Annotated in this window: 21 protein-coding genes; 11 read left to right on the forward strand and 10 right to left on the reverse strand. The window is 71.0% G+C overall.

What is annotated here, in order from left to right; all coding sequences use genetic code 11:
- Nucleotides 1-11: 11 nt before the first annotated feature.
- From smc to ACZ6SD_RS18695, 4 genes are all read right to left on the reverse strand, one after another.
- Complete coding sequence (gene smc / locus ACZ6SD_RS18680; protein WP_465318186.1) at nucleotides 12-3,845, reverse strand: chromosome segregation protein SMC; 3,834 nt, start codon at nucleotides 3,843-3,845, stop codon at nucleotides 12-14.
- 97 nt (nucleotides 3,846-3,942) lie between these two features.
- Nucleotides 3,943-4,725: an anti-sigma factor family protein gene (locus tag ACZ6SD_RS18685; protein ID WP_465318187.1), complete on the reverse strand. Its 783-nt coding sequence runs from the start codon at nucleotides 4,723-4,725 to the stop codon at nucleotides 3,943-3,945.
- On the reverse strand, nucleotides 4,722-5,240 hold the full coding sequence (locus ACZ6SD_RS18690; protein ID WP_465318188.1) for a sigma-70 family RNA polymerase sigma factor: 519 nt from the start codon (nucleotides 5,238-5,240) through the stop codon (nucleotides 4,722-4,724). Before ACZ6SD_RS18690 ends, ACZ6SD_RS18685 begins: the two co-directional genes overlap by 4 nt.
- Before the next feature lie 45 nt (nucleotides 5,241-5,285).
- Nucleotides 5,286-5,588, reverse strand: coding sequence for an acylphosphatase (locus ACZ6SD_RS18695; protein ID WP_465318189.1), 303 nt, complete (start codon nucleotides 5,586-5,588; stop codon nucleotides 5,286-5,288).
- Between the two features lie 134 nt (nucleotides 5,589-5,722).
- Between ACZ6SD_RS18695 and ACZ6SD_RS18700 the strand changes: the two genes are divergently transcribed.
- Entirely contained in the window at nucleotides 5,723-6,226 is a 504-nt protein-coding gene (locus ACZ6SD_RS18700; protein WP_465318190.1) for a hypothetical protein, read from the forward strand.
- A gap of 71 nt (nucleotides 6,227-6,297) precedes the next feature.
- A complete protein-coding gene (locus ACZ6SD_RS18705; RefSeq protein WP_465318191.1) occupies nucleotides 6,298-7,035 on the forward strand; it encodes a CAP domain-containing protein in 738 nt (245 codons plus the stop codon).
- On the opposite strand, the gene ACZ6SD_RS18710 is transcribed toward ACZ6SD_RS18705, so the two are convergent.
- Genes ACZ6SD_RS18710 through kdpF form a run of 6 tightly spaced genes read right to left on the reverse strand, consistent with a single transcriptional unit; the run spans nucleotide 7,032 to nucleotide 14,624 of the window.
- Entirely contained in the window at nucleotides 7,032-7,715 is a 684-nt protein-coding gene (locus tag ACZ6SD_RS18710; protein ID WP_465318192.1) for a response regulator, read from the reverse strand. The two genes, ACZ6SD_RS18705 and ACZ6SD_RS18710, sit on opposite strands and share 4 nt — an antisense overlap.
- Nucleotides 7,712-10,228 carry a sensor histidine kinase gene (locus ACZ6SD_RS18715; RefSeq protein WP_465318193.1) on the reverse strand — a complete coding sequence of 839 codons (2,517 nt, stop codon included), beginning with the start codon at nucleotides 10,226-10,228 and terminating at the stop codon, nucleotides 7,712-7,714. The genes ACZ6SD_RS18710 and ACZ6SD_RS18715 overlap by 4 nt, the downstream gene beginning before the upstream one ends.
- Nucleotides 10,229-10,242: 14 nt before the next feature.
- The gene (gene kdpC / locus ACZ6SD_RS18720) at nucleotides 10,243-10,851 is read right to left on the reverse strand and encodes a K(+)-transporting ATPase subunit C (protein ID WP_465318194.1); all 609 of its coding nucleotides are present in this window, start codon (nucleotides 10,849-10,851) and stop codon (nucleotides 10,243-10,245) included.
- Between the two features lies 1 nt (nucleotide 10,852).
- On the reverse strand, nucleotides 10,853-12,892 hold the full coding sequence (gene kdpB, locus ACZ6SD_RS18725; RefSeq protein ID WP_465318195.1) for a potassium-transporting ATPase subunit KdpB: 2,040 nt from the start codon (nucleotides 12,890-12,892) through the stop codon (nucleotides 10,853-10,855).
- On the reverse strand, nucleotides 12,889-14,538 hold the full coding sequence (kdpA, locus tag ACZ6SD_RS18730; protein ID WP_465318196.1) for a potassium-transporting ATPase subunit KdpA: 1,650 nt from the start codon (nucleotides 14,536-14,538) through the stop codon (nucleotides 12,889-12,891). The genes kdpB and kdpA overlap by 4 nt, the downstream gene beginning before the upstream one ends.
- On the reverse strand, nucleotides 14,538-14,624 hold the full coding sequence (gene kdpF, locus ACZ6SD_RS18735) for a K(+)-transporting ATPase subunit F (RefSeq protein WP_465318211.1): 87 nt from the start codon (nucleotides 14,622-14,624) through the stop codon (nucleotides 14,538-14,540). Before kdpF ends, kdpA begins: the two co-directional genes overlap by 1 nt.
- Before the next feature lie 791 nt (nucleotides 14,625-15,415).
- On the opposite strand from kdpF, the gene cas3 reads away from it, so the two are divergent.
- The 9 genes from cas3 to ACZ6SD_RS18780 form a co-directional block, all read left to right on the forward strand.
- Complete coding sequence (gene cas3, locus ACZ6SD_RS18740; protein ID WP_465318197.1) at nucleotides 15,416-18,202, forward strand: CRISPR-associated helicase Cas3'; 2,787 nt, start codon at nucleotides 15,416-15,418, stop codon at nucleotides 18,200-18,202.
- A complete protein-coding gene (gene casA, locus ACZ6SD_RS18745; protein ID WP_465318198.1) occupies nucleotides 18,189-19,811 on the forward strand; it encodes a type I-E CRISPR-associated protein Cse1/CasA in 1,623 nt (540 codons plus the stop codon). Before cas3 ends, casA begins: the two co-directional genes overlap by 14 nt.
- A 20-nt stretch (nucleotides 19,812-19,831) precedes the next feature.
- On the forward strand, nucleotides 19,832-20,422 hold the full coding sequence (casB, locus tag ACZ6SD_RS18750) for a type I-E CRISPR-associated protein Cse2/CasB (RefSeq protein WP_465318199.1): 591 nt from the start codon (nucleotides 19,832-19,834) through the stop codon (nucleotides 20,420-20,422).
- A gap of 9 nt (nucleotides 20,423-20,431) precedes the next feature.
- Entirely contained in the window at nucleotides 20,432-21,568 is a 1,137-nt protein-coding gene (gene cas7e, locus ACZ6SD_RS18755) for a type I-E CRISPR-associated protein Cas7/Cse4/CasC (protein WP_465318200.1), read from the forward strand.
- Nucleotides 21,565-22,284 (forward strand): type I-E CRISPR-associated protein Cas5/CasD, encoded by a 720-nt coding sequence (cas5e, locus tag ACZ6SD_RS18760; protein ID WP_465318201.1) that lies wholly within the window; start codon nucleotides 21,565-21,567, stop codon nucleotides 22,282-22,284. Before cas7e ends, cas5e begins: the two co-directional genes overlap by 4 nt.
- Entirely contained in the window at nucleotides 22,284-22,946 is a 663-nt protein-coding gene (cas6e, locus tag ACZ6SD_RS18765; RefSeq protein ID WP_465318202.1) for a type I-E CRISPR-associated protein Cas6/Cse3/CasE, read from the forward strand. Before cas5e ends, cas6e begins: the two co-directional genes overlap by 1 nt.
- Nucleotides 22,947-22,948: 2 nt before the next feature.
- Nucleotides 22,949-23,908, forward strand: coding sequence for a type I-E CRISPR-associated endonuclease Cas1e (cas1e, locus tag ACZ6SD_RS18770; RefSeq protein WP_465318203.1), 960 nt, complete (start codon nucleotides 22,949-22,951; stop codon nucleotides 23,906-23,908).
- Entirely contained in the window at nucleotides 23,905-24,252 is a 348-nt protein-coding gene (gene cas2e / locus ACZ6SD_RS18775) for a type I-E CRISPR-associated endoribonuclease Cas2e (protein ID WP_465318204.1), read from the forward strand. The genes cas1e and cas2e overlap by 4 nt, the downstream gene beginning before the upstream one ends.
- A gap of 318 nt (nucleotides 24,253-24,570) precedes the next feature.
- Nucleotides 24,571-24,776, forward strand: a 206-nt coding sequence (locus ACZ6SD_RS18780) for a helix-turn-helix domain-containing protein (RefSeq protein WP_465318212.1), incomplete at its 3' end; no start/stop codon positions are given.

Genomic DNA, 24,776 nt, shown 5'->3' on the forward strand with positions numbered 1-24,776 from the left:
CGCACCCGCGGTCAGTCGGCGGCTGGCGGCTGGGCCGAAGGCTCGGCTTCCGAAGACGCCGCCACCGGCTCGACCGCGGGCGCGGCTTCCGCTGCCTGCCCGGCCGACGACTCGGCTTCCGCGGCACCGTCGTCCGTCACCGGCCTGGCTTCCGCGGCGTCCGGCGCGGTCGCCTCGGCGTCCTCGTCCGAGTCGGTCTCGGCCGCGTCGGCGGGCTTTTCGGCGGGTTTGCGGTGCGGGGAGATCCGGGGGCCCACCGGGTCGCGGTCGGCGCGCTGGAGGCGCTGGGAGATCACCTGGGTGATGCCGTCGCCGCGCATGCTGACGCCGTAGAGGGCGTCGGCGATCTCCATCGTCGGCTTCTGGTGGGTGATGATGATCAGCTGGGAGCTGGCCCGAAGCTGCTCAAGCAGGCCGATCAGCCGCCGCATGTTCGTGTCGTCCAGCGCGGCCTCGACCTCGTCCATCACGTAGAACGGCGAGGGGCGGGCGCGGAAGATCGCGACCAGCATCGCCACCGCGACCAGGGACTTCTCCCCGCCGGAAAGCAGCGACAGGCGCTTGACCTTCTTGCCGGGCGGGCGGGCCTCGACATCGACGCCGGTGGCGAGCATGTCGTCCGGCTCGGTGAGGATCATCCGGCCTTCGCCGCCGGGGAACAGGACGTCGAAGACGGTCTCGAACTCGCGGGCGACGTCGTGGTAGGCCGAGGTGAAGACCTCCAGGATCTTGTCGTCGACCTCCTTGATGACGGTGAGCAGGTCGCGGCGGGTGTCCTTGAGGTCTTCGAGCTGGGTGGAGAGGAACTTGTAGCGCTCCTCCAGCGCCGCGAACTCCTCCAGCGCCAGCGGGTTGACCTTGCCGAGCTGCGCCAGGTCGCGTTCGGCTCGCTTGGCGCGGCGGGCCTGGGTGTCGCGGTCGTACGGGGTGGGCGGCGGCATGCTGACGTCCTCGCCGCGCTCCTTGGCCTGCTCGTACTCGGCCAACTCGGCGGGGCTCGGCGGCACCGGCACGTCCGGGCCGTACTCGGCCACCAGGTCGTCCAGGCCGATGCCGAACGACTCGGCGATTTTGGTCTCCAGCTGCTCCAGCCGCAGCCGCTGCTCGGCGCGCAGCACCTCGTCGCGGTGCACGGCGTCGGTCAGCTTCTCCAGCTCGGTCGACAGCTCGCGCACCTTGCCGCGCACGTCGGCGAGCACCCGCTCGTGGTCGGCGCGCTGGGCCTGCACGACGTCGCGTTCCTCCGCGGCGCGGGCCAGCGACTGGGCGATGCGTTCCAGCGCCAGCTCGCCGCCCTCGACCACCGCCTGGGCGATCGTGGCTCCGCGCTTGCGGGCCGCCATCGCCCGGGACGCGCGCTCGCGGGCCTCCCGTTCGGCGCGGGCGGCGCGGCGGAGCTGGTCGGCCTTGCCCTGCAACGCCCGGTGCCGTTCCTCGGCGGTGCGCAGCGCCAGCCGCGCCTCCATTTCCTCCTGGCGGGCCGAGGCCAGCGCGGCGGTGTACTCGTCGCGCTCGGCGGAGTCCGGCTCGGACTCCAGCGGCTCCTCCTGGACGACGGCCAGGCGTTCTTCCAGGTCGGCGAGCTTGGTCAGCGCCTCTTCGCGGGCCTGCTCGACCTTGGCGCGCTGGTTGACCGCGCGCTCCACCTCGGCCTCGGCCGAGCGCAGCGCCTGCCGGAGCCGGTTGAGCCGCTCCGTCGAGCGCGCCGCGCGCACCTTGGCCTCGTTCATCGCCTCCTTGACCGCGCCGACCTCGGTTCGGCGGGCCTGCTGCTCGGCCCGCGCGCCCTCCAGCGCGGCCGACGAGTGCTCCAGCGACCGTTCGGCGGCGGCGAGCTTGGCGTTGGCCTCGTCCACGGCGGCCTGCACCTCGATGACGCTCTGCGCCCGCTCGGAGCCGCCGATCGCCCAGTACGCGCCGAGCACGTCGCCCTCGGGGGTGACCGCGCGCAGCTCAGGGTGCTCGCCGACCAGCGCCTTCGCGGCGGGCAGGTTCTCGACCACGGCCACCCGGTCGAGGGCGCGGTGCACGGCGGGCAGCAGCGCCTCGGGCGCGCGCACCAGGTCGACGGCCCACCGGGCGGTCGGCGGCAGCGGCGGCCAGCTCGCCCGGTCGAGCGGGACGGCCGGTCCGCCGACGAGCATCCCGGCGCGGCCCGCGTCGCCCGCGCGCAGCATCCGCAGCGCCTCGACGGCGCCGTCCGGGTCGGCAACGGCCACCGCGTCGGCGACCGGGCCCAGGGCGGCGGCGAGCGCCGCCTCGTTGCCTGGCTCGACAGTGAGCAGGGCGGCGACCGACCCGAGCAGTCCGGGCAGCCGGTCGGCGGCGGCGAGCAGCGCGCCCGCGCCGTCCTTGCGGGACAGGCCCAGCGACAGCGCGTCGACCCGGGCCCGCCAGGACGCGATGTCGCGCTCGGCCTGCCGCTCGGCCCGGACCAGTTCCTCGACCCGGGCCTTGGCGGCGTCGTTGGCCTCGACGGCGTGCCGGTGGCGCTCGGCCAGGCCCGCGTCGTCGGTGTCTTCCACGCCGGTCTCGGCCTGCGCCTCGGCCAGTTCCTCCGCGGCGATCTCGGCGCGCTCGCTGGCCTCGTTCAGGGCCACCGAGAGCCGGTCGATCTCCTCGGCGGTGGCGTTGGTCTTGCTGCGCAGCGCCTCGACCTGCCCGGCCAGCCGCGCCAGGCCCTCCCGGCGGTCGGCGATGGCCCGGACCGCGGCCAGGTGCGCCTTCTCCGCGGCCTGGACCATGCGCTCCAGCTCGGCGCGCCGCTCGGTGGACTCGGCAAGCGCGTAGCGGGCTTCGGCGACGGCCTCGCCCAGCTCCGCCTCCCGCATCGCGGTGTGCTCGGCCTCTTCGTCCAACTCGTCGGGGTCACGGCCGCCGCGCGGAGCCTCGACCGAGGCGGACAGGTGCCGGGCGCGCTCGACGGCGAGCCGGACCGTGCCGCGCAGCCGCTCCTCCAGCGCGGAAAGCCGGTACCAGGTCTCCTGGGCGGCGGCGAGCTTCGGCGCGTCAACCGAGAGCAGGTCCTCCAGCTCGGTCTGCCGCGACTGGCAGATTTCCAGAGCCTGCTCCACCTCCGAGCGCTTGCGCCGCGCGGTGGCCTCGTCGGCTTCCTCGCGGGCGATGTCGGCGCGCTGGGTGACCAGGTCGTCGGCGTGCAGCCGCAGCCGGGCGTCGCGCAGCTCCGACTGCACGGTCTGCGCCCGGCGCGCGATCTCGGCCTGCTTGCCCAGCGGCTTGAGCTGGCGGCGCAGCTCGGCGGTGAGGTCGTTGAGGCGGGTGAGGTTGGCCTGCATCGCGTCGAGCTTGCGGATGGCCTTCTCTTTGCGCTTGCGGTGCTTGAGGACGCCCGCGGCCTCCTCGATGAACGCGCGGCGCTCCTCCGGCTTGGACTCCAGGATCGCCGAGAGCTGCCCCTGCCCGACGATCACGTGCATCTCGCGGCCGATGCCGGAGTCCGACAGCAGCTCCTGGACGTCCATGAGCCTGCAACCCTGGCCGTTGATCTCGTACTCGCTGGCCCCGTCGCGGAACATCCGGCGGGTGATGGAGACCTCGGCGTACTCGATGGGCAGCGCGCCGTCGCCGTTGTCGATGGTGAGAGTCACCTCGGCGCGGCCGAGCGCGGCGCGGCCGGAGGTGCCCGCGAAGATGACGTCCTCCATCTTGCCGCCGCGCAGGCCCTTGGCGCTGCCCTCGCCCATGACCCAGCGCAGCGCGTCGAGCACGTTGGACTTGCCGGACCCGTTGGGCCCCACGACACAGGTGATGCCTGGCTCGAACTTCAGCGTCGTCGCCGAGGCGAAGGACTTGAACCCCTTCAGCGTCAGACTCTTGAGGTGCACGAGGCAGGGACCCTTCCGGGGAGGCGAAAGCTGCCGTTATCCGGCTGAGACTACCCGTGGCCGCCCGGGGTCCGGCGCAGGTGGGCCGCGCGTCGGGTCAGGACGGCGCGGGGACGTCCACCAGGACGACGTCGTCGTCGGTGACCACCTCAAGGCGGGCGATCTTGGCCAGATCGATCGACGTGCTGCCGGGAATCCGCTCCCCCTGGGCGTAGCCGGTGTCCCACCAGCCCGCGATCTCGCGGTTGCCGTAGCGGTCGCGCACGACCAGCTTGCACGGCTTGCCGGGCGGCACGTCGTGCAGGCGGATCGCAACCTCGGTGCCCCAGGCGCGGTCGGTGAGGTCGACGTCGGCGCGCACGCCGCTGGCCGCGTCGGTCGCCGACCAGCTCACCGCGACCGGCTGCGGGGCGGCGGGGGTGCGCAGCGCCTGGTAGCCCAGGACGCCGCCGACGCACAGCGCCACGACGACGGCCGCGGCGGCGGCCATGAGCCAGCCGCGGCGCGGCTTCTTCCGCCGGTCGGCGATGGGGACGACCGGCGCCTGCTCGACGGGCCGCTGCTCCGCTTCCGTGTCGAAGGCCGGGTCCGAGAAAGCAGGGTCGGTGAAGGCAGGGTCCGAGAAGGCGGGGTCGGTGAGAGCGGAGCCCTCGGCCGCGGCGAGGTCGGCGGCGGTGACCTCGAAGGGGATGTCCTCGACGCCGTCCTCGAAGTCCTCCGGCGAGATGCGGTGCAGGAGGCCGGGCAGCGGAGCGAGCTGCACCAGCTCCGCGCGGCAGGCCGCGCAGCCGCTCAGGTGCGCCTCGAACGCCGAGCGCTCGGCCGGGTCCAGCGCCCCCAGCAGGTAGGCGCCGAGGGACAGGGTGTGCTTGCAGGTCACAGCTCGGTCACCCCCCGTTCCTCCAGCGCGCCGCGCAGGGCGCGCAGCGCGTAGAACGACCGCGACTTGACCGTGCCCGGGGGCACCCCGAGCACCTGGGCGGCCTCGGCGACCGTGCGGCGGCGGTAGAACAGCTCGGCGATGACCGCCCGGTGGTCGCGGGAGAGCGACCGCATCGCCTCGGCGACCTGCCAGCCCTGCAGCACCTGCTCGAACTCGTCGCCAGCGCGCGGCCAGTCGTCACCGTCGATCGGGACCTCGGCCACCCGGGCGCTCTGCTTGCGGTACCCGGAGATCACCAGGTTCTTCGCGACCGTGTACAGCCACGGCCCCGCTTTCTCGGCCTCCAGCGAGTCGGCGTTCCGCCATGCTCGCAACAGTGTTTCCTGCACGACATCCTCGGCGCGCTGATGGTCGCCGCCGACCGCGCGCAGCACATAGCCGAGCAGCGGCCGCCGGTAACGGCTGTAGAGCTCGCGGACGAACTCGTCGTCCCGCTCCGGGGTTCTCCCCACGTCAGGCTCTACGCCTCCCGGGTCCACGCGGTTCAGTCATCCCGGTCACCGCTCGGTGAACCCGTCGATCCCGCCCTTGGCTGGGCTCCACTGCTCGACCACGGCGGCCACCGCGCCCGGGGTGCGGCCGGAGCGCAGCGCGGCCAGCAGCCGGTCGCACCGGTCCCGGGCGCCCTCGGCGACGACCTCGACGCGGCCGTCCGCGGTGTTGCGCGCCCAGCCCGCGAGCCCCAGTTCCAGCGCCCTGGCCCGGGTCCACCAGCGGAAGCCGACGCCCTGGACCTGGCCGCGCACCCACGCGGTCAGCCGGACCTCGTCCGCTCTCGACTCCCCGGAGACCTCAGCCACCCGCCTATCGTGCCGCAGACCCGGGTCCCGCCGACTGTGAGGTGCGGCCGTCGTCGCCGATCCCCGGTGGGGCACCTGGTAATTTTGCCCGTCGTGGCCGCCGGAGTTCGGCGAGTCAGGGAGGTAGGACCTGCATGTCCGAACCAGACGACCGGGTCGAGGAATCACCGCCGGAACCAGACCGCCCCGGTCTGCGCCGGGCGCCCTACGCCATCCTCGGCGTCGCGGGCGTGGTGCTGTCCACGGTGTTCGCCGCGGTCGCCGCGCTGGCCACCGGCGACGTCGACGGCGCGAACTCCCCTGGCAACCAGCGGGTGCAGGTGAGCCAGACGCGGACCACGACGTCCAGCCCGGCCGCGACCAGCAGCCTCGACCCGACCACCACTGAGTCGAGCACCGAGTCCGCCACCACGTCGTCGTCGGAGTCGGCGGAATCGTCGCTGACCACGACCACCTCGTCATCGAAGAAGACAACCCGCCCAACCACCACGACCACTCCGCCGCCGCCCCCGGCTGGCGGCGGGCCGACGACGACCGACCGCCCTCCCGTCGTGACCACCACGAAGCCGCCGGTCATCACTACCACGACCACGACGACCACCACGACAACTACCAGCGACGAGCCCCCCACCTCGTAGAACCACCAGGCGCAGACCACCCTCGGTGATGTGATCCACATCTCACCCGAAAGGTGCTACGTTGCCGAGCCGTGACACCTGGTCGGGGACCTGGCGGCTGGCTGCCCGCCGTGCTGGTGGCGCTCGCGGTGGGAGCGGGCATGGCCGGGATCGGCTCTGTCCTGGCTGCTGAGCCACCGGCAGTGGTCGGCGCGCCTGACCGGGTCACGGCGGGTTCACCGCCGTCTCTAGAGCCCTTGCTGCCGCCCGCGCCGCCGCGCACCCAAAAGCCGATCCGGCCCACGACGGCGCCGACCCGGGGCAACGGGATGAGCGCCCTGGCTCCGACCACGGCCCCCGCACTGTCGAGCGCGCCGCTGTCCGCTCCCCCGTTGAGCCCGCCGACGACCACCGTGTCCAGCGCGTCCACGGTGTCCCCCGCATCCACTGAGTCCACAGACCAGTCGGTCGCCGCCCAGGTGCTCGCGCTGACCAACGCGGAGCGGGCCGCCGCGGGCTGCGCGCCGCTGGCTCCGGACGCCCGGCTCGACCGCGCGGCGCGCACGCACAGCGCGGACATGGCCGCCCGGGACTACTTCTCGCACGTCGGCCTCGACGGGCGCACGTTCGTCGACCGCGTCCTGGCCGCCGGTTACGCGAACCCGGGCGCGGAGAACATCGCGTTCGGCCAGCGCACCGCGGCGCAGGTCATGGACGCGTGGATGGCCTCGGCGGGCCACCGGGCGCACATCCTCGACTGCGAGCTGAAAACCATGGGCCTCGGCATGGACACCGACGGCTACTACTGGACCCAGCTCTTCGGGCGCTAAAGCTCGAACCGGTAGCCCATCCCGGCTTCGGTGATGAGGTGCCGGGGCCGGGACGGCTGCGGCTCCAGCTTGCGCCGCAGTTGCGCCAGGTAAACCCGCAGGTAGTGCGTCTCGGCCCCGTACGCCGGTCCCCACACGTCCTGCAAGAGCTGCTTCTGCGCGACCAGGCGGCCCCGGTTGCGGACCAGGACCTCCAGCACCCCCCACTCGGTGGGCGTCAGGTGGACCTCGGCGCCGTCGCGGTGGACCTTCTTGGCCGCCAGGTCGACGGTGAACGACGCCGTCTCGACCACGGCCTCTTCCACCCCGGGCGCGGCGGCCGCGCCCCGGCGGACGGCGGCGCGCAGCCGGGCCAGCAACTCGTCCATCCCGAACGGCTTGGTGACGTAGTCGTCGGCGCCCGCGTCGAGCGCGCGGACCTTGTCGCCGCTATCCGTGCGGGCGGACAGCACGATGATCGGCACCGCCGTCCACCCACGCAGCCCCTCGATGACCTCGGCCCCGTCGATGTCGGGCAGCCCCAGGTCGAGGACGACGACGTCGGGGCGGCCCTCGGCGGCGGCGCGCAGGGCGGCTGCCCCGTCGTGCGCGGTGAGCACGTCGTAGCCGCGCGCGGCGAGGTTGATCCGCAGCGCGCGCACGATCTGCGGTTCGTCGTCCACGACGAGCACTCTGGTCACGGTGCGGCCTCCCCAGCCGAAGTGAATAGGGGCAACGAGATGACGACGGTGAGCCCGCCGCCGGGGGTGTCCTCGGCGCGGATGTCGCCGCCCATCGCCTCGGTGAAGCCCTTCGCCACCGACAGTCCCAGCCCGACGCCGGGGGTGGCGTCCCGGTCGCCGAGCCGCTGGAACGGCGCGAACGCGGTCTCCGCCGCGCCCCGGGGCAGGCCCGGGCCGTGGTCGACCACGCGCAGCTCGACGCGCTCGGCGTGCGCGCTCGCCCGGATCGCCACGTCCGGGCCGCCGTGGCGCAGGGCGTTGTCGACCACGTTGGCGATGACCCGCTCCAGCAGGCCCGCGTCGGCGACCACCGGCGGCAGGTCCTCGTCCACGTCCAGCTCCACCGCGGACCAGCCGTCGAGCCCGGCCAGCGCCCGGGAGACGGCCTCGTCAAAGGTGACCGCGCGCAGGGTCGGGGCGACCGCGCCGGTGGCCAGCCGGGACGAGTCGAGCAGGTTGTCCACCAGCCCGGCGAGCCGGTCGGCGGACTCCTCCACGGTGGCGAGCAGTTCCTCGGTGTCCTGTTCGGACAGCTCGATGTCGGTGGCGCGCAGGCTGCTCGCCGCGGCCTTGATCGAGGTCAGCGGGGTGCGCAGGTCGTGGCCGACCGCGGAGAGCAGGGCGGTGCGCAGCTCGGTGGTCTCCGCGCGGCGGCGGGCGAGGTCGGCCTCGGCGGCCATCCGCTGCTGGCGCAGGGCCAGCAGCGCCTGCCCGGCCGCGGCCTCCAGCACCCGCCGGTCGGAGGCGGGCAGCCTGCGCCCGCGCAGGGACAGGTGGACCTCCGGGGTGACCGGGATGTCCACGTCGGCCTCGTCCGGCTCGGCGCACGGCCCGGGACCGACGCAGGCGACCCGCTGCCACTGGCCGTCGACGCGCTCCAGCAGGGCCACCGAGGTCAGCGCGAAGTTCTCCCGCACCTTCTCCAGCAGCCGGGCCAGCGGGTAGGGATGGGTGAGGACGGTGCGCGCGTACGAGGCGAGCAGCGCCGCCTCGGTGCGGGCGCGCGCGGCCTGCTCGGCGCGGCGGGCCGCCCGGTCGACCACGAGGGCGACCAGCACCGCGACGACGACCATGGCGACCAGGGTGACCACGTTCTGCGGCGCCTCGATGGTGAGGGTGTTCAGGGGCGGGGTGAAGAACCAGTTGAGCAGCAGAGCCGACAGCACCGAGGCGAGCAGCGCGGGCCCCAGTCCGCCGACCAGCGCGACCACGACGGTGGCCAGGACGTAGTCGACCACATCGGTGGACAGGGTCAGCTCGTCGCGCAGCAGCACGCCGACCAGGGTCGCCAGCGCGGGCGCGACGACGGCGAGCACCCAGCCCGCGATCCGCCGCGACCGCCGGTGCGGGCTGCGGCCGACCGGGGCGCGCACACCGCTGTTGGCCTGCTCGTGGGTGACCATGTGCACGTCGATCGGGCCCGAGCGGCGCACGACGCTCGCGCCGATGCCCTCATCGAACAGCCGGGCCAGCCGGGAGCGGCGGGAGGTCCCGATGACGAGCTGGGTCGCGTTGACGCCCCGGGCGAAGTCCAGCATCGCGGTCGGCACGTCCTCGCCGACGACCGAGTGGAACGTGGCGCCGACGTCCTCGGCGAGGGTGCGGTAGCGGGTGGTCTCCTGCGGCGCGATGCCCGCCAGCCCGTCGCCGCGCAGCACCGTGAGCACCAGCAGCTCCGCGCCCGCGCGGGCGGCGATGCGCCTGCCCCGGCGGATCAGCGTCTCGCTTTCCGGGCCGCCGGTAATGGCCACCACGACCCGTTCACGCGCTTCCCAGGTGTCGGTGATGCTCTGCTCGGCCCGGTAGCGCTGGAGCGCGACGTCCACCTGGTCGGCGACCCACAGCAGCGCCAGTTCCCGCAGCGCGGTCAGGTTGCCGGGCCGGAAGTAGTTGGCCAGGGCGGCGTCGACCCGCCGGGCCGGGTAGACGTTGCCGTGCGCGAGCCTGCGGCGCAGCGCCTCCGGGGTGATGTCGACCAGCTCGACCTGCTCGGCGCGGCGCACCACCTCGTCGGGCACCGTCTCCTGCTGCGGCACCCCGGTGATGCGCTCCACCACGTCGTTGAGGCTCTCCAGGTGCTGCACGTTGACCGTGGAGAGCACGTCGATGCCCGCGTCGAGCAGCTCGGCGACGTCCTGCCAGCGCTTGGCGTTGCGGGAGCCGGGCACGTTGGTGTGCGCGAGCTCGTCAACCAGGGCGACCTGGGGCGCGCGGGCCAGCACGGCGTCGAGGTCCAGCTCGGCGAACACGTGCCCGCGGTGCTCCACGCGCCGGGGCGGCACGGTCTCCAGCCCGTCCAGCAGCGCCGCGGTCTTCGCCCGGCCGTGCGTCTCGACCAGGCCGACGACGACGTCGGTGCCGCGCTCGATCCGGCGGCGCGCCTCGCCGAGCATGGCGAAGGTCTTGCCGACGCCCGGCGCCGCGCCGAGATAGATGCGCAGCTCGCCGCGGCGCGCCGCCCGTTGCCCCACGGTCCTCCCTCAGCTCATCTGGCGGCCTGGACCGCCAGGTTCAGGCTCAGCACGGTCACGGTCGGCTCGCCGAGGAAGCCCAGCGCGCGGCCGTCGGTGTGCTCGGCCACCAGTCTCCGCACCCGATCCTCAGTCAGGCCGCTCGCCCGCGCCACCCGCGGGACCTGGATCTCGGCGTAGGCGGGGCTGATGTGCGGGTCGAGGCCGGAGCCGGACGCGGTCACCGCGTCGACCGGGACCTGGGCGGGGTCGACGTTCTCCCGCAGGGAGATCAGCTCGATACGGCGGCGGATGCGGCCGTTGAGGTCGTCGTTCGCCGCGCCCTTGTTGGACCCGCCGGAGTTCGACGGGTCGCCGGGGCCGAGCGGGTCGGCCGAGCCCGCCGAGGGGCGGGTGTGGAACCACGGGTCGTTCGCCGGGTCGGCGGCGACCGGGTCGACGCCGATCAGCGTGGATCCAACCGGGCGGCCGTCAACGGTGACGATGGAGCCCTCGGCGTTGTCGCGCAGGCCCGGGGCCCGACTGACCGTCCACACCGCGAACGGGTAGAGGATTCCGGTGAGGACAGTGAGCGCGAGCAGCGCCCGCAGGCCCGCCATGCTTTGGGTGAGCAGTCGTTTCATGTCACATCCCCGGGATCAGTCGGACGAGCAGGTCGATGAGCCAGATGCCCGCGAACGGGGTCACGATGCCGCCGAGGCCGTAGACCAGCAGGTTGCGCCGCAGCAGCGACTGGGCGCCCGATGGCCGGTAGCGCACGCCGCGCAGAGCCAGCGGGATCAGGCCCACGATGACCAGGGCGTTGAAGACCACCGCGGACAGGATCGCCGAGTCCGGCGAGTGCAGGCGCATGATGTTGAGCTGGCCGAGCTGCGGGTACACCGCGGCGAACATCGCGGGCAGGATCGCGAAGTACTTCGCCAGGTCGTTGGCGATGCTGAAGGTGGTCAGCGCGCCGCGGGTGATGAGCAACTGCTTGCCGATCTCGACTATCTCGATGAGCTTGGTCGGGTCGGAGTCGAGGTCGACAATGTTGCCCGCCTCCTTGGCGGCCATGGTCCCGGTGTTCATCGCGACCCCCACGTCGGCCTGGGCGAGCGCGGGCGCGTCGTTGGTGCCGTCGCCGGTCATCGCGACCAGCCGCCCGCCCTCCTGCTCGGCGCGGATCAGGGCCATCTTGTCCTCGGGCTTGGCGTCGGCGAGGTAGTCGTCCACGCCCGCCTCCTCGGCGATGGCGCGCGCCGTCAGCGGGTTGTCGCCGGTGATCATGACCGTCCTGATGCCCATGGCGCGCAGCTCGCCGAACCGCTGCCGCATCCCGGGTTTGACCACATCGGACAGTCGGATGACGCCGCGGACGATCCGGCCCTCCGCGCACACCAGCGGGGTGCCGCCCTCGGCGCCGATCCGGTCGACCACCTCGCGCACCTCGTCGGGCACCAGCCCACCCTGGCCGACGACCCACTCCCGCACCGCGCTCGCCGCGCCTTTGCGGACCCGGCGGCCGTCGAGGTCGATGCCGCTCATCCGGGTCTGCGCGGTGAACGGGACGAACGCCGCGGCCCGCTCCCGGTCCGTCGCCCCCTTGAGCAGCCCGTGCTCCTTGGCGCACAGGGCCACGATGCTGCGGCCTTCCGGGGTCTCGTCGGCCAGGCTGGACAGCCGCGCCGCGACGGCCAGTTCGTGGACGGTGGTGACGCCGATCGGGATCAGCTCGGTGGCCTGCCGGTTGCCGAAGGTGATGGTGCCGGTCTTGTCCAGCAGCAGCGTGCTCACATCGCCCGCGGCCTCGACGGCGCGACCGGAGGTGGCCAGGACGTTGCGCTGCACTAGCCGGTCCATGCCCGCGATGCCGATGGCCGAGAGCAGCGCGCCGATGGTCGTGGGGATCAGGCAGACCAGCAGCGCGGTCAGCACGATCACCGACTGCCGCGCCCCGGAGTAGGTCGACATCGGTTGCAGCGCCACGACGGCGAGCAGGAAGATGATCGTCAGGGTGGCGAGCAGGATGGTCAGTGCGACCTCGTTCGGGGTCTTCTGCCGCCGCGCGCCCTCCACGAGCGCGATCATCCGATCCACAAAGGACTCACCGGGTTTGGTCGCGATCCGCACCACGATCCGGTCGGACAGCACGGTGGTGCCGCCGGTCACCGCGGACCGGTCGCCGCCGGACTCGCGGATCACCGGGGCCGACTCGCCGGTGATGGCCGACTCGTCCACGGTCGCGATGCCCTCGACCACGTCGCCGTCGCCCGGGATCACCTCGCCCGCCTCGACCACCACCAGGTCGCCGACGCGCAACGCCGCCCCCGGCACGCTTTCCTGGCCGCCGTCGGCGAGGACGCGCCGCGCCATGGTGTCGCGTTTGGCGCGGCGCAACGACTCCGCCTGCGCCTTGCCCCGGCCCTCGGCGACCGCCTCGGCCAGATTCGCAAACAGCACGGTGAACCACAGCCACACGGCCACCGCGACGGAGAACACGCTCGGGTCGGCCACGGCGAACACGGTGACCAGCACCGAACCCGCCCACACCACGAACAGCACCGGGTTGCGCACCTGGTGGCGCGGGCCGAGCTTGCGCAGCGCGTCCGGCAGCGAGGTGAGCAACTGCCGGGGCGCGAACACCCCAGCCCCCACCCGCTTCGGCTCGGTCAGGGCTGTCACGCCAACGCCTCCGCGATCGGGCCGAGCGCGAGCGCCGGGACGAAGGTGAGGGCGGCGACCAGAACGACGGTCCCGCCCAGCATGGTGGCGAACAGCGGTCCCGTGGTGGGCAGCGTGCCCGCGGTCTGCGGCACTTTCCGTTGCTCGGCAACAGAACCCGCCAGGCACAGCACGGCGAGAATCGGCACGAACCGGCCGAACAGCATGCACAGCCCCAAACTCGTCTGGAACCAGTCACTGGTCACGGTGATACCGGCGAACGCGCTGCCGTTGTTGTTGCCCGCGGACGCGTAGGCGTAGAGGACTTCGGACAGCCCGTGCGCGCCCGGGTTGTTCAGCGCGGCGGTGGTCTCCGGCAGCAGCAGGGCAGCGCCCGCGCCGAGCAGGACCACGGTCGGCATGGCCAGCATCGCGATCGCCGCGCAGGTGATCTCGCGCCTGCCGAGTTTCTTGCCCAGGTACTCCGGCGTCCGCCCGACCATCAGCCCGGCGAGGAACATGGCGATCACAGCCATGATCAGGATGCTGTAGAGGCCGGAGCCGACGCCGCCAGGCGTCATCTCGCCGAAGAGCATGTTGAGCAGCGTCCCGCCGCCGCCGAGCCCGCTGAAGCTGTCGTGCATCGCGTTGACCGCGCCGGTGGACGTCGCGGTCGTGCTGTTGGCGAACAACGCGGACCCGGCGATGCCGAACCGCTGCTCCTTTCCTTCCAGGCCACCGCCCGCGAGCAGCGCCGCGGTCCCGTTCGGGTGCGCCTCGGCCCACCAGATGACCGCGAGCATGGCGCCCCACAGCACACCCATGACCGACAGCAGGACGTAACCCTGCCGCCGGTTGCCGACCAGCGTGCCGAACGTCCTAGTGAGACAGACGGGGATGAGCAGGATCAGGAAGACCTCGACCAGGTTGCTCCACGCGCCCGGGTTCTCGAACGGGTGCGCGGAGTTGGCGTTGAACACGCCGCCGCCGTTGGTCCCGAGCTGCTTGATCGCCTCCTGGCTCGCCGCCGGGGCCAGCGCGATCGTGCTCGTGGACCCGTCCGGATTCACCACGTCCACTCCGGACTTGACGCTCATCACCACACCCAGCCCGACCAGCACGATCGCGGAAACAAAGGCAAGCGGCAGCAGAATCCGCACCGTGCCCCGCACCAGATCGACCCAGAAGTTCCCGATCCGGTCGGCCCCCGACCGCGCGAACCCCCGCACCAGCCCGACCGCGACGGCCATGCCCACCGCGGCGGACAGGAAGTTCTGCACGGTGAGCCCGACCATCTGCACCGTGTGCCCCATGACCGCTTCGGGCACATAGGACTGCCAGTTGGTGTTGGTCACGAAGCTGATGGCGGTGTTGAACGCGACGCCCGTGGGCACCGGTCCCCTGCCCAAGTCCAGCGGCAACAGGCTTTGCAGCCGCTGCAACAGAAACAGGAAGACCACCGACACCGCCGAGAACCCCAGCACCGCGGACGCGTAGGTCTTCCAGTGCTGCTCCGTCCTCGGCTCCACCCGCACGATCCGGTAGAGGAAACGCTCCACCCGCCAGTGCTTCTCGTCCGAGTAGACCCGCGCCATGTAGTCCCCCAGCGGCCGGTAAGCGACCGCCAGCGCCACCAGGAGCAGAGCCACCTGCAGCAGACCCGCCATCAGAACTTCTCCGGCCGAATCAACGCGACGAAGAGATACACGATGAGCGCCAAAGCGAGAACGCCCCCGACGACGTTCTCGATCACAGCTTCTCCAACCCGCGCAGGGCCAGCGCGAGCACCAGGAAACCGCCGATCAGCAGGGCGGCGTAGGCCAGGTCGGCCATGGGTTCCCTCTCTCCACGAGCCACCCCACCGGCGGCCCGACCCCCGAGAGCGTGCCCCCGCCCCCACCCCGTCTTAAGTGGACCTGACAACCCCTTGACGCGGCGACCAGCCGTTTTTACGCCATCCTGACGCCCGGTGACCCCCGTCTCCCACCTGAGCCCGGATGCGCTGCCCCGGCCGTTGACAACCAGACACAATCAGACCCCAGAGACGACCGTCCACCTGACAGAAGTGATGCTGGAACCAGCTACTAACCGGTAGACTCCCAGGTCAGCGAGTGTCTTCCCCGCGCACGCAGGGCTGCTCCCGCCGCCTGCCAGCGCGCAGAGCATCATGATCAGTCTTCCCCGCGCACGCGGGGCTGTTCCTGGCAAGGGAATCTCCCTTTCTGTGTGGCAGATGTCTTCCCCGCGCACGCGGGGCTGTTCCGCATGGTGCAGTCGCGGGGGTGCATCCCGTCGAGGTCTTCCCCGCGCACGCGGGGCTGCTCCTCTCACCTCGTCCCTGCGGGCGCGGGCTGTTTCGTCGGCTACTGGGATGTCCCCGTTGGGCATGTCTTTCGCACTTGCGGAACTGTTGCCTCAGCCGTCCGAAGGCGTCCCGGGTTGGGCCATTCAGGGGTATCTCGTGGTCCGTTGGAAACGGACCCGCGCGCTCGGCAGATGCTAATGATCTAGAGGCCTCGGCCGACCGCGATCGAAAGCGAGTGCATGCTCAACCGGAACACCTGGCTGTCGGCCTGGGCCAAGTCGGACCGCGATGAACACAACGCAGTCGTCGCCTGGTTGCCGTTGCACCAGCACCTTGACGACACGGCCGCCGTGGCGGGTCGGCTGGTCGATGACTGGTTGTCGCCCCAGGTGATCGCGCGGATCGCGCGTGATCTTCCGGATGGTTCGGCTGGGGTGCGGAAGCTCGCCTGCTGGTTGGCGGGGGTCCACGACGTCGGCAAAGCCTCGCCTGCGTTCGCCGTGCAGGTGTCGGCACTGTTCGATCACATGGCACAGCACGGTCTTGTCGCTTCACCGCGAGTCGCCGATAACCCGGATCGGCGGAGGGCGAAACATGCTCTGGTCGGTCACTGTGTGGTGCAGGACTGGCTGGTCGAGGAGATGGGTTTCGCGAAGCGGCATGGGGCCAGGCAGTTGGGGGCGATCGTCGGCAGCCACCACGGTGTGCCTCCTGAGCAGACCGAGCCGTCCTGGCTTCGCGGCCATCCCGACCTCATCGGCACGGGACCATGGGCCGAGGTGCGAGCCCACCTCCTGGAACGCGCCACGACCGGGATCGGCGGCCGGGACGCGCTCGCGACGTACCGGGACGTCGTGCTCGGCAAACCCGCTCAGGTGCTTCTCACCGCCATCGTGATCGTCGCCGACTGGATCGCCTCCAACACCGACCTGTTCCCCCTGCGGCCTATCGCCACGCTCGCCGAGCCACCGCCGCCACCGGACGACGACGAAACCGCGGAACGTCTGCGACAGGCGTGGAAACAGCTCGATTTCCCGCCGCGCTGGGCCGCCCAGCCCCTCGGCGAGGACTTGGACCAGGTGTTCCGGGACCGGTTCCGCCGTCCGACCGGGGCCGTCCGACCGGTGCAGGTCGCCGCCGTGGACACGGCTCGGGCGCAGACCACGCCGGGTCTGATCATCATCGAGGCGCCGATGGGCACGGGCAAGACCGAGGCCGCACTGATGGCCGCCGAGCAGCTCGCGCACGTGTCCGGGGCGGACGGCTGTTTCCTCGCGCTGCCGACCCGGGCGACCTCGGACGCGATGTTCAGCCGCATTCATGACTGGCTGGAAGTGCTGCCCGGCCGCGCCGACGACCGTCCGGTTTCGGTGAGCCTCGCGCACGGCAAGGCCCACCTCAACGACCGGTACGCCGGGCTCGTCCGGAAGTCGCGGTTCGCGAAGATCGGCGACGACGACCTCGGCGCCTTGATCGCGCACCAATGGCTCAGCGGGAGCAAGAAGTCCGGTCTGGCGTTGTTCGTGGTCGGCACGATCGACCAGGCGCTCTTCTCCGCGCTCAAGAGCAGGCACGTCATGCTGCGGCACCTGGGCCTGGCCGGGAAAGTCGTGATCATCGACGAGGCGCACGCCTACGACGTCTACATGTCCCAGTATCTGCACCGGACGCTGCACTGGCTGGGCGCGTACGGGGTCCCGGTGGTCCTGCTTTCGGCGACCCTGCCGAACCGACGGCGTGCGGAACTGTTGCACGCCTACGACTCGGGAAGCGGCGCGCTGTCCTCGGCGACAAACGAAGACTTGGGCTATCCGGTGGTCGTCGGATCCGGGGGCGTCAAGCCTCAGGTGCTTGACCTTCCACCCGCGGGCACCGAGGTCAGCATCGACCACCTGCCCGACGACCTCGACACACTGGTGGCGTACCTCCACCTGTGCTTGGCCGAAGGCGGGTGCGCGGTGGTCGTGCGCAACACGGTCAGCCGAGTTCAGGAAACCGCCGATCGACTGACACAGGAGTTCGGCGAGGAAGACGTCACCGTCAACCACTCCCGATTCCTGGCTTGCGACCGCGCGCGACTCGACCGGGACCTGGTCCGCGAGTTCGGTCCCCCCACCGCGGACACCCACCGGCCCGCCCGGCATATCGTCGTCGCCTCACAGGTTGTCGAACAGTCCCTTGACGTCGACTTCGACCTGATGGTCACCGATCTCGCACCAGCCGACTTGGTGCTGCAACGACTCGGCCGACTGCACCGGCACGACCGCGATCGGCCTTCCCCGGTCCGCCTCCCGCGCTGCGCTCTAGTCGGTGTGGCGGACTGGACCGCGGCGCCGGTGACGGCGGTGCGGGGCTCGCGGGCCGTCTACGGCGAACACACGCTGCTGAGGTCCGCCGCGCTGCTCACCGCACGAACGAAGATCAAGCTGCCGCACGACATCGCGCCGCTGGTCGAAGCCGCCTACGACGATGCGCCTCTCGGCCCCGCCACCTGGCAGCCCGCGATGGCCGCCGCGGCCGACGCCGCGGCCGCCAAATCCCGCAAGCGCACGGAGAACGCGCAGAACTTCCTCCTGGGCAAAGCCACCGGGGCGGGCAATCTGATCGGCTGGCTCAGCGCCGGGGTCGGCGACGTGGACGACGGTCCGAAGGGACTCGCCCAGGTCCGCGACGGTGGCGAGTCGCTTGAGGTCCTGGTCGTCCAGCGAGACCAGGACGGCGGTCTGCTCACCCCGGACTGGATCGAGGGCGGAGGCGAACAGATCCCCCTCGACCAGCCGGTGTCGCACCAGCAGGCGCGAGTGATCGCGGCCTGCGCGCTGCGGCTGCCACCCGCGCTGTGCCACCCCGGCGTGATCGACCAAGTGATCGCCGAACTGGAACGCGAGCGGATCATCAGCTTCGAGCAGACCCACCTGCTCAAGGGGCAACTCGTCCTCGTGCTCGACCTGGACCGCACCACTGTCCTGCACGGATTCCACTTGACCTACGACATCCGCCGAGGACTGCTGCATGACCGAATCTGACCCCCACTCCTTCGACCTGATCGACCAGCCGTGGCTGCTGGTCCGTCGACTCGACGGCAGCGTGACCGAGCTGTCCCTGCTGGAGACCTTCCGTCAGGCGGGCGACCTGACCGGGCTCGTCGGCGAAGTACCCACCCAGGTTTTCGCGTTGACGCGAATGCTGCTGGCCGTGTTGCACGACGTGACCGAAGGCCCACAAGACCTCGATGAGTGGATCGAGCTGTGGAGCGCGGCCGACCTGCCCGTCGAGGACATCGCGGCGTATCTGGACCGCTGCCGGGACCGTTTCGACCTGTTCCACCCGCGGACGCCGTTCCTCCAGGTCGCCGGACTCCGCACAGCGAAAGGCGAAGTCTCCGGGCTGGACAAGATCATCGCGGACATTCCCAACGGAAAGCCGTTTTTCTCCACCCGCCTCGGCTCGGACCAAGTGCTGACCTTCGCCGAGGCCGCGCGGTGGGTGGTGCACTGCCACGCGTTCGACCCGTCCGGCATCAAGTCCGGCGCGGTCGGCGACGACCGAGTCAAGGGCGGCAAGGGCTACCCGATCGGCACCGGTTGGTCCGGCTACCTGGGCGGGGTGCTCCCCGAGGGAGCGAACCTGCGGGAAACGCTGCTGCTCAACCTCATCGCGCGCGATTTCGACCTCACGGCGGCCGACGCCGACATCGACCGCCCCGCCTGGCGGCGTGAGCCGGTAGCCGCGGGCGTCGAAGACCCGGATGGACGGGCGCCGACCGGGCCGGTCGACCTGTTCACTTGGCAGAGCAGGCGAATCCGGCTGGCCCCGCAAGGCGACAAGGTGGTCGGTGTGCTGGTCTGCAACGGCGATCGGATCACGCCGCAGAACAAGTTCCGCTTCGAGCCGCACTCCGCGTGGCGGCGCAGCCAGGCGCAGGAGAAGAAGCTGCGCGAACCGACTGTCTACATGCCACTGGAGCATGATCCCGAACGGGCCATCTGGCGCGGCTTGCAGGCTCTGCTTCCGCAGGCCGCCGCGGTCGGACAGAGCTCGGAAGCCAGCGCCAGGCTGGCGCCTGCCGTGCTCAAGTGGCTGGCGCTGCTCGGCGAAGACGTGATCGGGCCGGACTTTCCCATCCGACTGCGCACGATCGGCATGACCTACGGCAGTCAGAGCTCCACTACCGCCGAGATCGTCGATGACGCGCTCTCCATCCAATCGATCCTGCTCAGCCAGTCCGCGGTGGAGTTGCGGGGAAAAGTCCTGTCGTGCGTCGAAGCGGCCGAGAACGGCGCGAAGGCGTTGGGATCGCTCGCGGCGAACCTGACGACGGCGAGCGGGGGCGATCCGGACGGAGCCCGGGAGCGGGCCAAGGAATCGGCCTACGCCGAACTCGACGGGCTGTTTCGGGACTGGGTGAGCAGACTCGGCCCGAACTCCGACGCGATCGAGCAACAGGGCCTCTGGCACCGACTCGCCGACCAGGTGATTCGCGGGCTTGGCCAAGACCTCTTGGACAGGGCCTCGCCGTCGTCGTGGACCGGACGCATGGTGAAGAACCGGCTCGTCACCTCAAGCCACGCCGACATCTGGTTTCGCCGCGAGCTGCGCGAGGCGTTTCGACTGGCGTATCCGGACATCACGTGACGATTCAGAAAGGGCACACCGTGTCAGCCTCGACCAAGACGAACGCCGAGGTGGTGCGCGACATCGTGAGCAAGCGCATCGGCTCGTTCCAGGCGAACTACCTCGCCAACCGACCCGCGGGCGTCGCCGGATTGGCCCGGCTCCGACGCGGCGTGGGCAAACCGGCGGGCAGCGTCCCGGACATCCTCGAATACACGCTGGCCGCCGAGTTCGTCGGCGATCCCACCCACGACGAGGCCACCCCACTCGAAGTGGCCGCGCACATCGCGATGACGCTCTACGCCACGCACCAGCAGTCCCAGCCCCGGCGGATGCACGAGAAGGGACGCCGGTTCGGCCAAGCCGTGCGCGGACTCGCGCCGGACAAAGGCAAGGACACGGCGGTGTCCCGCCGATTCGCCCTGCTCGGCTCCGCCGACGAACTGGACGAGCTGACCCACCACCTGCGCGGAATGGTCCAGCTGATGCGTGGCGCGCAGATCTCCCTGGACTACGGGCTGCTCGCCGCGCAGCTGGTGCGGTGGCAGGAGCCCGGGGGCCCGACCATCGTGCGCCGCGTGTGGGGCCGGGACTTCCACGCGGTCGCCTCCACCAAGAACCCCACTTCCTGAGAGGAAATCATGCCCCGCACCATCATCGACCTGCACGTGATCCAGACCGTGCCGCCCAGCAATCTGAACCGCGACGACACCGGCAGCCCCAAGTCCGCTGTATATGGCGGAAAACGGCGGGCGAGGGTCTCCAGCCAGGCATGGAAGCGCGCCACCCGGGACGCGTTCGACTCGCTGCTCGACCGAGAAGAACTCGGGGTGCGCACCAAGCGGGTCGTGGAGCTGCTGCAGGAGGAGATCACCAAGCAGAATCCCCCGTTCGGCGAGCGCTCGGCGGAGCTGGCCAAAGCGGTGTTGGACGCGGCGGGCATCAAGATCAAGCCCGCGCGCAAAGCCGGTGAGCCGGACGAGGCGGGCTACCTGCTGTTCCTCAGCAACCGGCAGGTGTCCGGACTGGCCGAACTCGCCATCAACGCCGCCCAAGACGCGGGCGAGGGCAAGCTGTCCATCGACAAAAGCGCGGCGAAAGCGCGGGCCGACCAGGAGCACTCGGTCGACGTGTCGCTGTTCGGGCGGATGGTCGCGGACACGACCGACCTCAACGTCGAAGCCGCGGCGCAGGTGGCGCACGCGCTGAGCGTGCACGCGGTGTCGAACGAGTACGACTTCTTCACCGCGGTGGACGACCACAAGAACGACGACGACGAGGAGGACGCGGGGGCGGGGATGATCGGCACGGTCGAGTTCAACTCGTCCACCCTGTACCGCTACGCCACCGTCGACGTGGACCGGCTGCACGAGAACCTGGGCGACGCGGAGGCGACTCGGCGGGCCGTCGAGGCGTTCGTGCGCGCGTTCGTGTCGAGTATGCCGACCGGGAAGCAGAACACCTTCGCCAACCGGACGCTGCCGGACGCGGTGCTGGTCTTCGCCCGCGAGTCGCAGTCGATCAACCTGGTCGGCGCGTTCGAGGACGCCATCGCGGACAAAGTCCCCGGCGGCCGAATCGCGGCGGCGGTCGCGCGGCTGGCGGACCACGGCCGTGAGGTGCACCTCGCCTTCGATGAGCGCCCGGTGGCGGCGTGGAGTTTCGGTGTCGGCGAGAAAGTCGCGCCGCTGGCCGTGTTCGGCGAGCGGTCCACCTTCGACGCCACGGTCCGCTCCCTCGGCGCGATGGTCACCGAACGGTTGGCGGTCGCGCCGTGACCGTGCTGCTGCTCCGGTTCGCGGCGCCGATGCAGTCCTGGGGAACCAGCAGCCGGTTCGTGCGCCGCAACACCGATCGGATGCCGAGCAAGAGCGGGGTCATCGGATTGCTGGCCGCCGCGCAGGGGCGGAGCCGGGTGGACCCGATCGAGGATCTGGTCGGCCTGCGCGTCGGCGTGCGGGTGGACCAGCCCGGCCGGGTCGAGCGTGACTTCCAGACCGCCCGCACCAGGGACGGCTCCCAGTCGATGCCGTTGTCGTACCGGTTCTACCTGGCCGACGCCGTGTTCGCGGTCGCGGTCGAAGGCGAGGCCGCCCTGGTGGAGGGGTTGCGCGAAGCGCTGCGTCGACCGGTGTTCCCCTTGTTTCTCGGTCGCCGCTCCTGCCCTCCGGTGGGCAGGCTGGACTACGAGCTGTATGAGGGCGGAGTGGAGCAGGTGCTCAGCAAGACGCCATGGCTGGCGGCCAAGTGGACGCAGCGCGCGCACGCGGATCACCACGTCCGGCTGGCCACGGTGATCGACTGCCCGCCGGGCACACCGGGCAGCGACGTGGTGCGCGACGAACCGATCAGCTTCGACCCGCGCAGACGTGAATACGGCTGGCGCTCGATCATTCACGGCCGGGTGACTGTGCCGAATCCGGCTTATGACGGCGGATTCACCCCTGGTCCGGACCCGCACGACCCCATGGGCCCGTTGGGGGATGGGAACTGATGTACCTGACACGCTTCGAGATCAACATGGCTCGACGGGGCGCGCGGGAGTTGCTGGCATCGCCGCAACGGATGCACGCCGCCGTCCTCGCGGGCTTCCCCGCCCACCAGCGAACGGGCACCGACCAGGGCCGCCTGCTGTGGCGGGTGGACCAACGGGAACACCAGACGCTGCTCTACCTGGTCAGCCCATACAAGCCGGACTTGACCCACCTGGTCGAAAGCGCGGGCTGGCCCGCGACCCAAGGCTGGGAAACACGCGACTACACCTGTCTGCTCGACTCACTGGAAGTCGGCGCCGTCTGGGCATTCCGACTCACCTCGAACCCAGTCGCCAGCAGGCCGAAGACCGCGGATTCACCCCGAACGCAGCGGTTCGGGCATGTCACCGTGGCCCAGCAGACCGCCTGGCTGCTGAATCGGGCCGAGCGCAACGGCTTCACGGTCCCAGTCGGCGTGCACAAGGAGCCGGACGTGGCGGTGCGCGGCCGCCGCACGTGGCGGTTCACCCGGCAGGGCAGCACCGTCACACTGGCCACAGCGGTGTTCGAGGGACGGCTCGAAGTCACCGACCCCCAAGCTCTCCGCGTCGCGCTGACCCACGGCATCGGGCCTGCCAAAGGCTACGGCTGCGGCTTGCTCACGCTGGCAAAGCCGGTGTAGCCGTGGCCGAGATTCCCGGCGCCAAGCCGGTTCCGATCTCGCAGCTCGCCCGCGCGCAGGACCGGCTGACGTTCGTCTACTTGGAACACTGCGTCGTCCACCGCGACGCCAACGCGATCACGGCCCGCGACGCCAGGGGAACCGTGCACATCCCGGCCGCGACCTTGGGCGCCCTCCTGCTCGGGCCGGGAACCAACGTCAGCCAACAGGCGATGGTCCTGCTCGCCGAGAGCGGTTCCACGGCGGTCTGGGTCGGCGAACACGGTGTGCGCTACTACGCCCACGGCCGCACGCTGGCCCGCTCGTCGCGGCTGTTGGAACGGCAAGCGGAACTGGTGTCCAACCGCGCGTCACGGCTGCGGGTCGCCCGCGAGATGTATGCGATGCGGTTCCCCGGCGAAGACACGAGCGGGTTGACCATGCAGCAGCTACGCGGCCGGGAAGGCGCGCGCGTGCGACGGCTCTACCGCGCGCACGCCGAACGAACCGGCGTTCCCTGGGAACGCCGCGACTACGATCCTGGCGACTTCGCGGGCGGGACCCCGGTCAACCAGGCGCTCTCGGCGGCCAACACCAGCCTGTACGGGGTCGCGCACGCGGTCATCGTCGCCCTGGGCTGCGCGCCCGGACTCGGTTTCGTCCACACCGGGCACGTCAAGTCGTTCGTCTACGACATCGCCGACCTCTACAAAGCCGAGATCAGCATCCCCATCGCCTTCGACATCACCGCCCGCGAGGTCGCCGACATCGGCGCCGAGACCCGCCGAGCTGTCCGAGACCACATGAAAGACGGGGCATTCCTGGAGACCTGTGTCCGCGACATCAAAGCCCTGTTGGCGGAGGAAGACGACACCATCGAATACGGCCCGGAAGCGTTCGAGGACCCGGATGTGGTGATGCTCTGGGACTACAACGGGCGCAATGTGGCGGGCGGAACCGCATACGGCGAGGACGACGAGTGACCGTCATCGTCGTCGCCGCGTGCCCCGTCGGACTCAGGGGACACCTCACCCGCTGGCTGCTGGAAATATCACCGGGCGTGTTCGTCGGGAAGGTCAGCGCCCGGGTACGCGGCCTGATGTGGCAACGCGTCACCGAGATGGCCAAGACCGGACGAGCGATCATGGTCTACGGAGCGGACAACGAACAAGGCCTGGCCTTCGCGGTCCACGCCCATGAGTGGGTGCCGGTCGACTTCGAGGGCGTCAACCTCATGCTCCGCCCCGCCCAAAGGTCCGACAGCGAATCACCACGGAAGACCGGGTGGAGCAACGCCAGCAAACGAAGACGCTTCGGCAACCGCTGACTTGACAACGAAAGTGAATGCAAAACACCGTTTCGGTTCACAAACCCGCAGGTCAAAAGTGTCTTCCCCGCGCACGCGGGGCTGTTCCCCCGGCCCGGTTGCGGGTCGCGGCGCTCTCGCCGTCTTCCCCGCGCACGCGGGGCTGTTCCCGCGACGCCCTGAAAACGGGGGTCGGTGGATTGGTCTTCCCCGCGCACGCGGGGCTGTTCCCAGCAGCTCCCGCTCATCCGGATCGGTAAGGCCGCTTGGTCTCAACCGGTCGGTGCGACGCTGTGGGATGATCTTGGGGACTGATCGGGGTGTCGCCTGGTGGCGTTGATGGTGCCGTTGTCTTCGGACGAGCGGGAGACGATTTCCCGGGAGCTGGCCGTTGGTCGCTCTCACCGGAAGATCGGGTTGTTGTTGGGCAGGCATCATTCGGTGATCTCCCGGGAGGTCGCCCGCAACGGCGGCAACCAGAGATACCGGGCGACCGCGGCGGGGAAGCGCGCGAAGGCGATGCGGGCTCGGCCGAAGGACCGGAA

Source organism: Actinokineospora sp. NPDC051303 (assembly GCF_055586285.1).

Excerpts from the sequence above, each read along its gene's own strand:
- ACZ6SD_RS18700 (WP_465318190.1), top strand. The coding sequence starts at position 5,723 with ATGTCCGAACCAGACGACCGGGTCGAGGAATCACCGCCGGAACCAGAC.
- kdpC (WP_465318194.1), bottom strand. The coding sequence starts at position 10,851 with ATGAAACGACTGCTCACCCAAAGCATGGCGGGCCTGCGGGCGCTGCTC.
- kdpA (WP_465318196.1), bottom strand. The coding sequence starts at position 14,538 with ATGGCGGGTCTGCTGCAGGTGGCTCTGCTCCTGGTGGCGCTGGCGGTC.
- cas3 (WP_465318197.1), top strand. The coding sequence starts at position 15,416 with ATGCTCAACCGGAACACCTGGCTGTCGGCCTGGGCCAAGTCGGACCGC.
- casA (WP_465318198.1), top strand. The coding sequence starts at position 18,189 with ATGACCGAATCTGACCCCCACTCCTTCGACCTGATCGACCAGCCGTGG.
- cas7e (WP_465318200.1), top strand. The coding sequence starts at position 20,432 with ATGCCCCGCACCATCATCGACCTGCACGTGATCCAGACCGTGCCGCCC.
- cas6e (WP_465318202.1), top strand. The coding sequence starts at position 22,284 with ATGTACCTGACACGCTTCGAGATCAACATGGCTCGACGGGGCGCGCGG.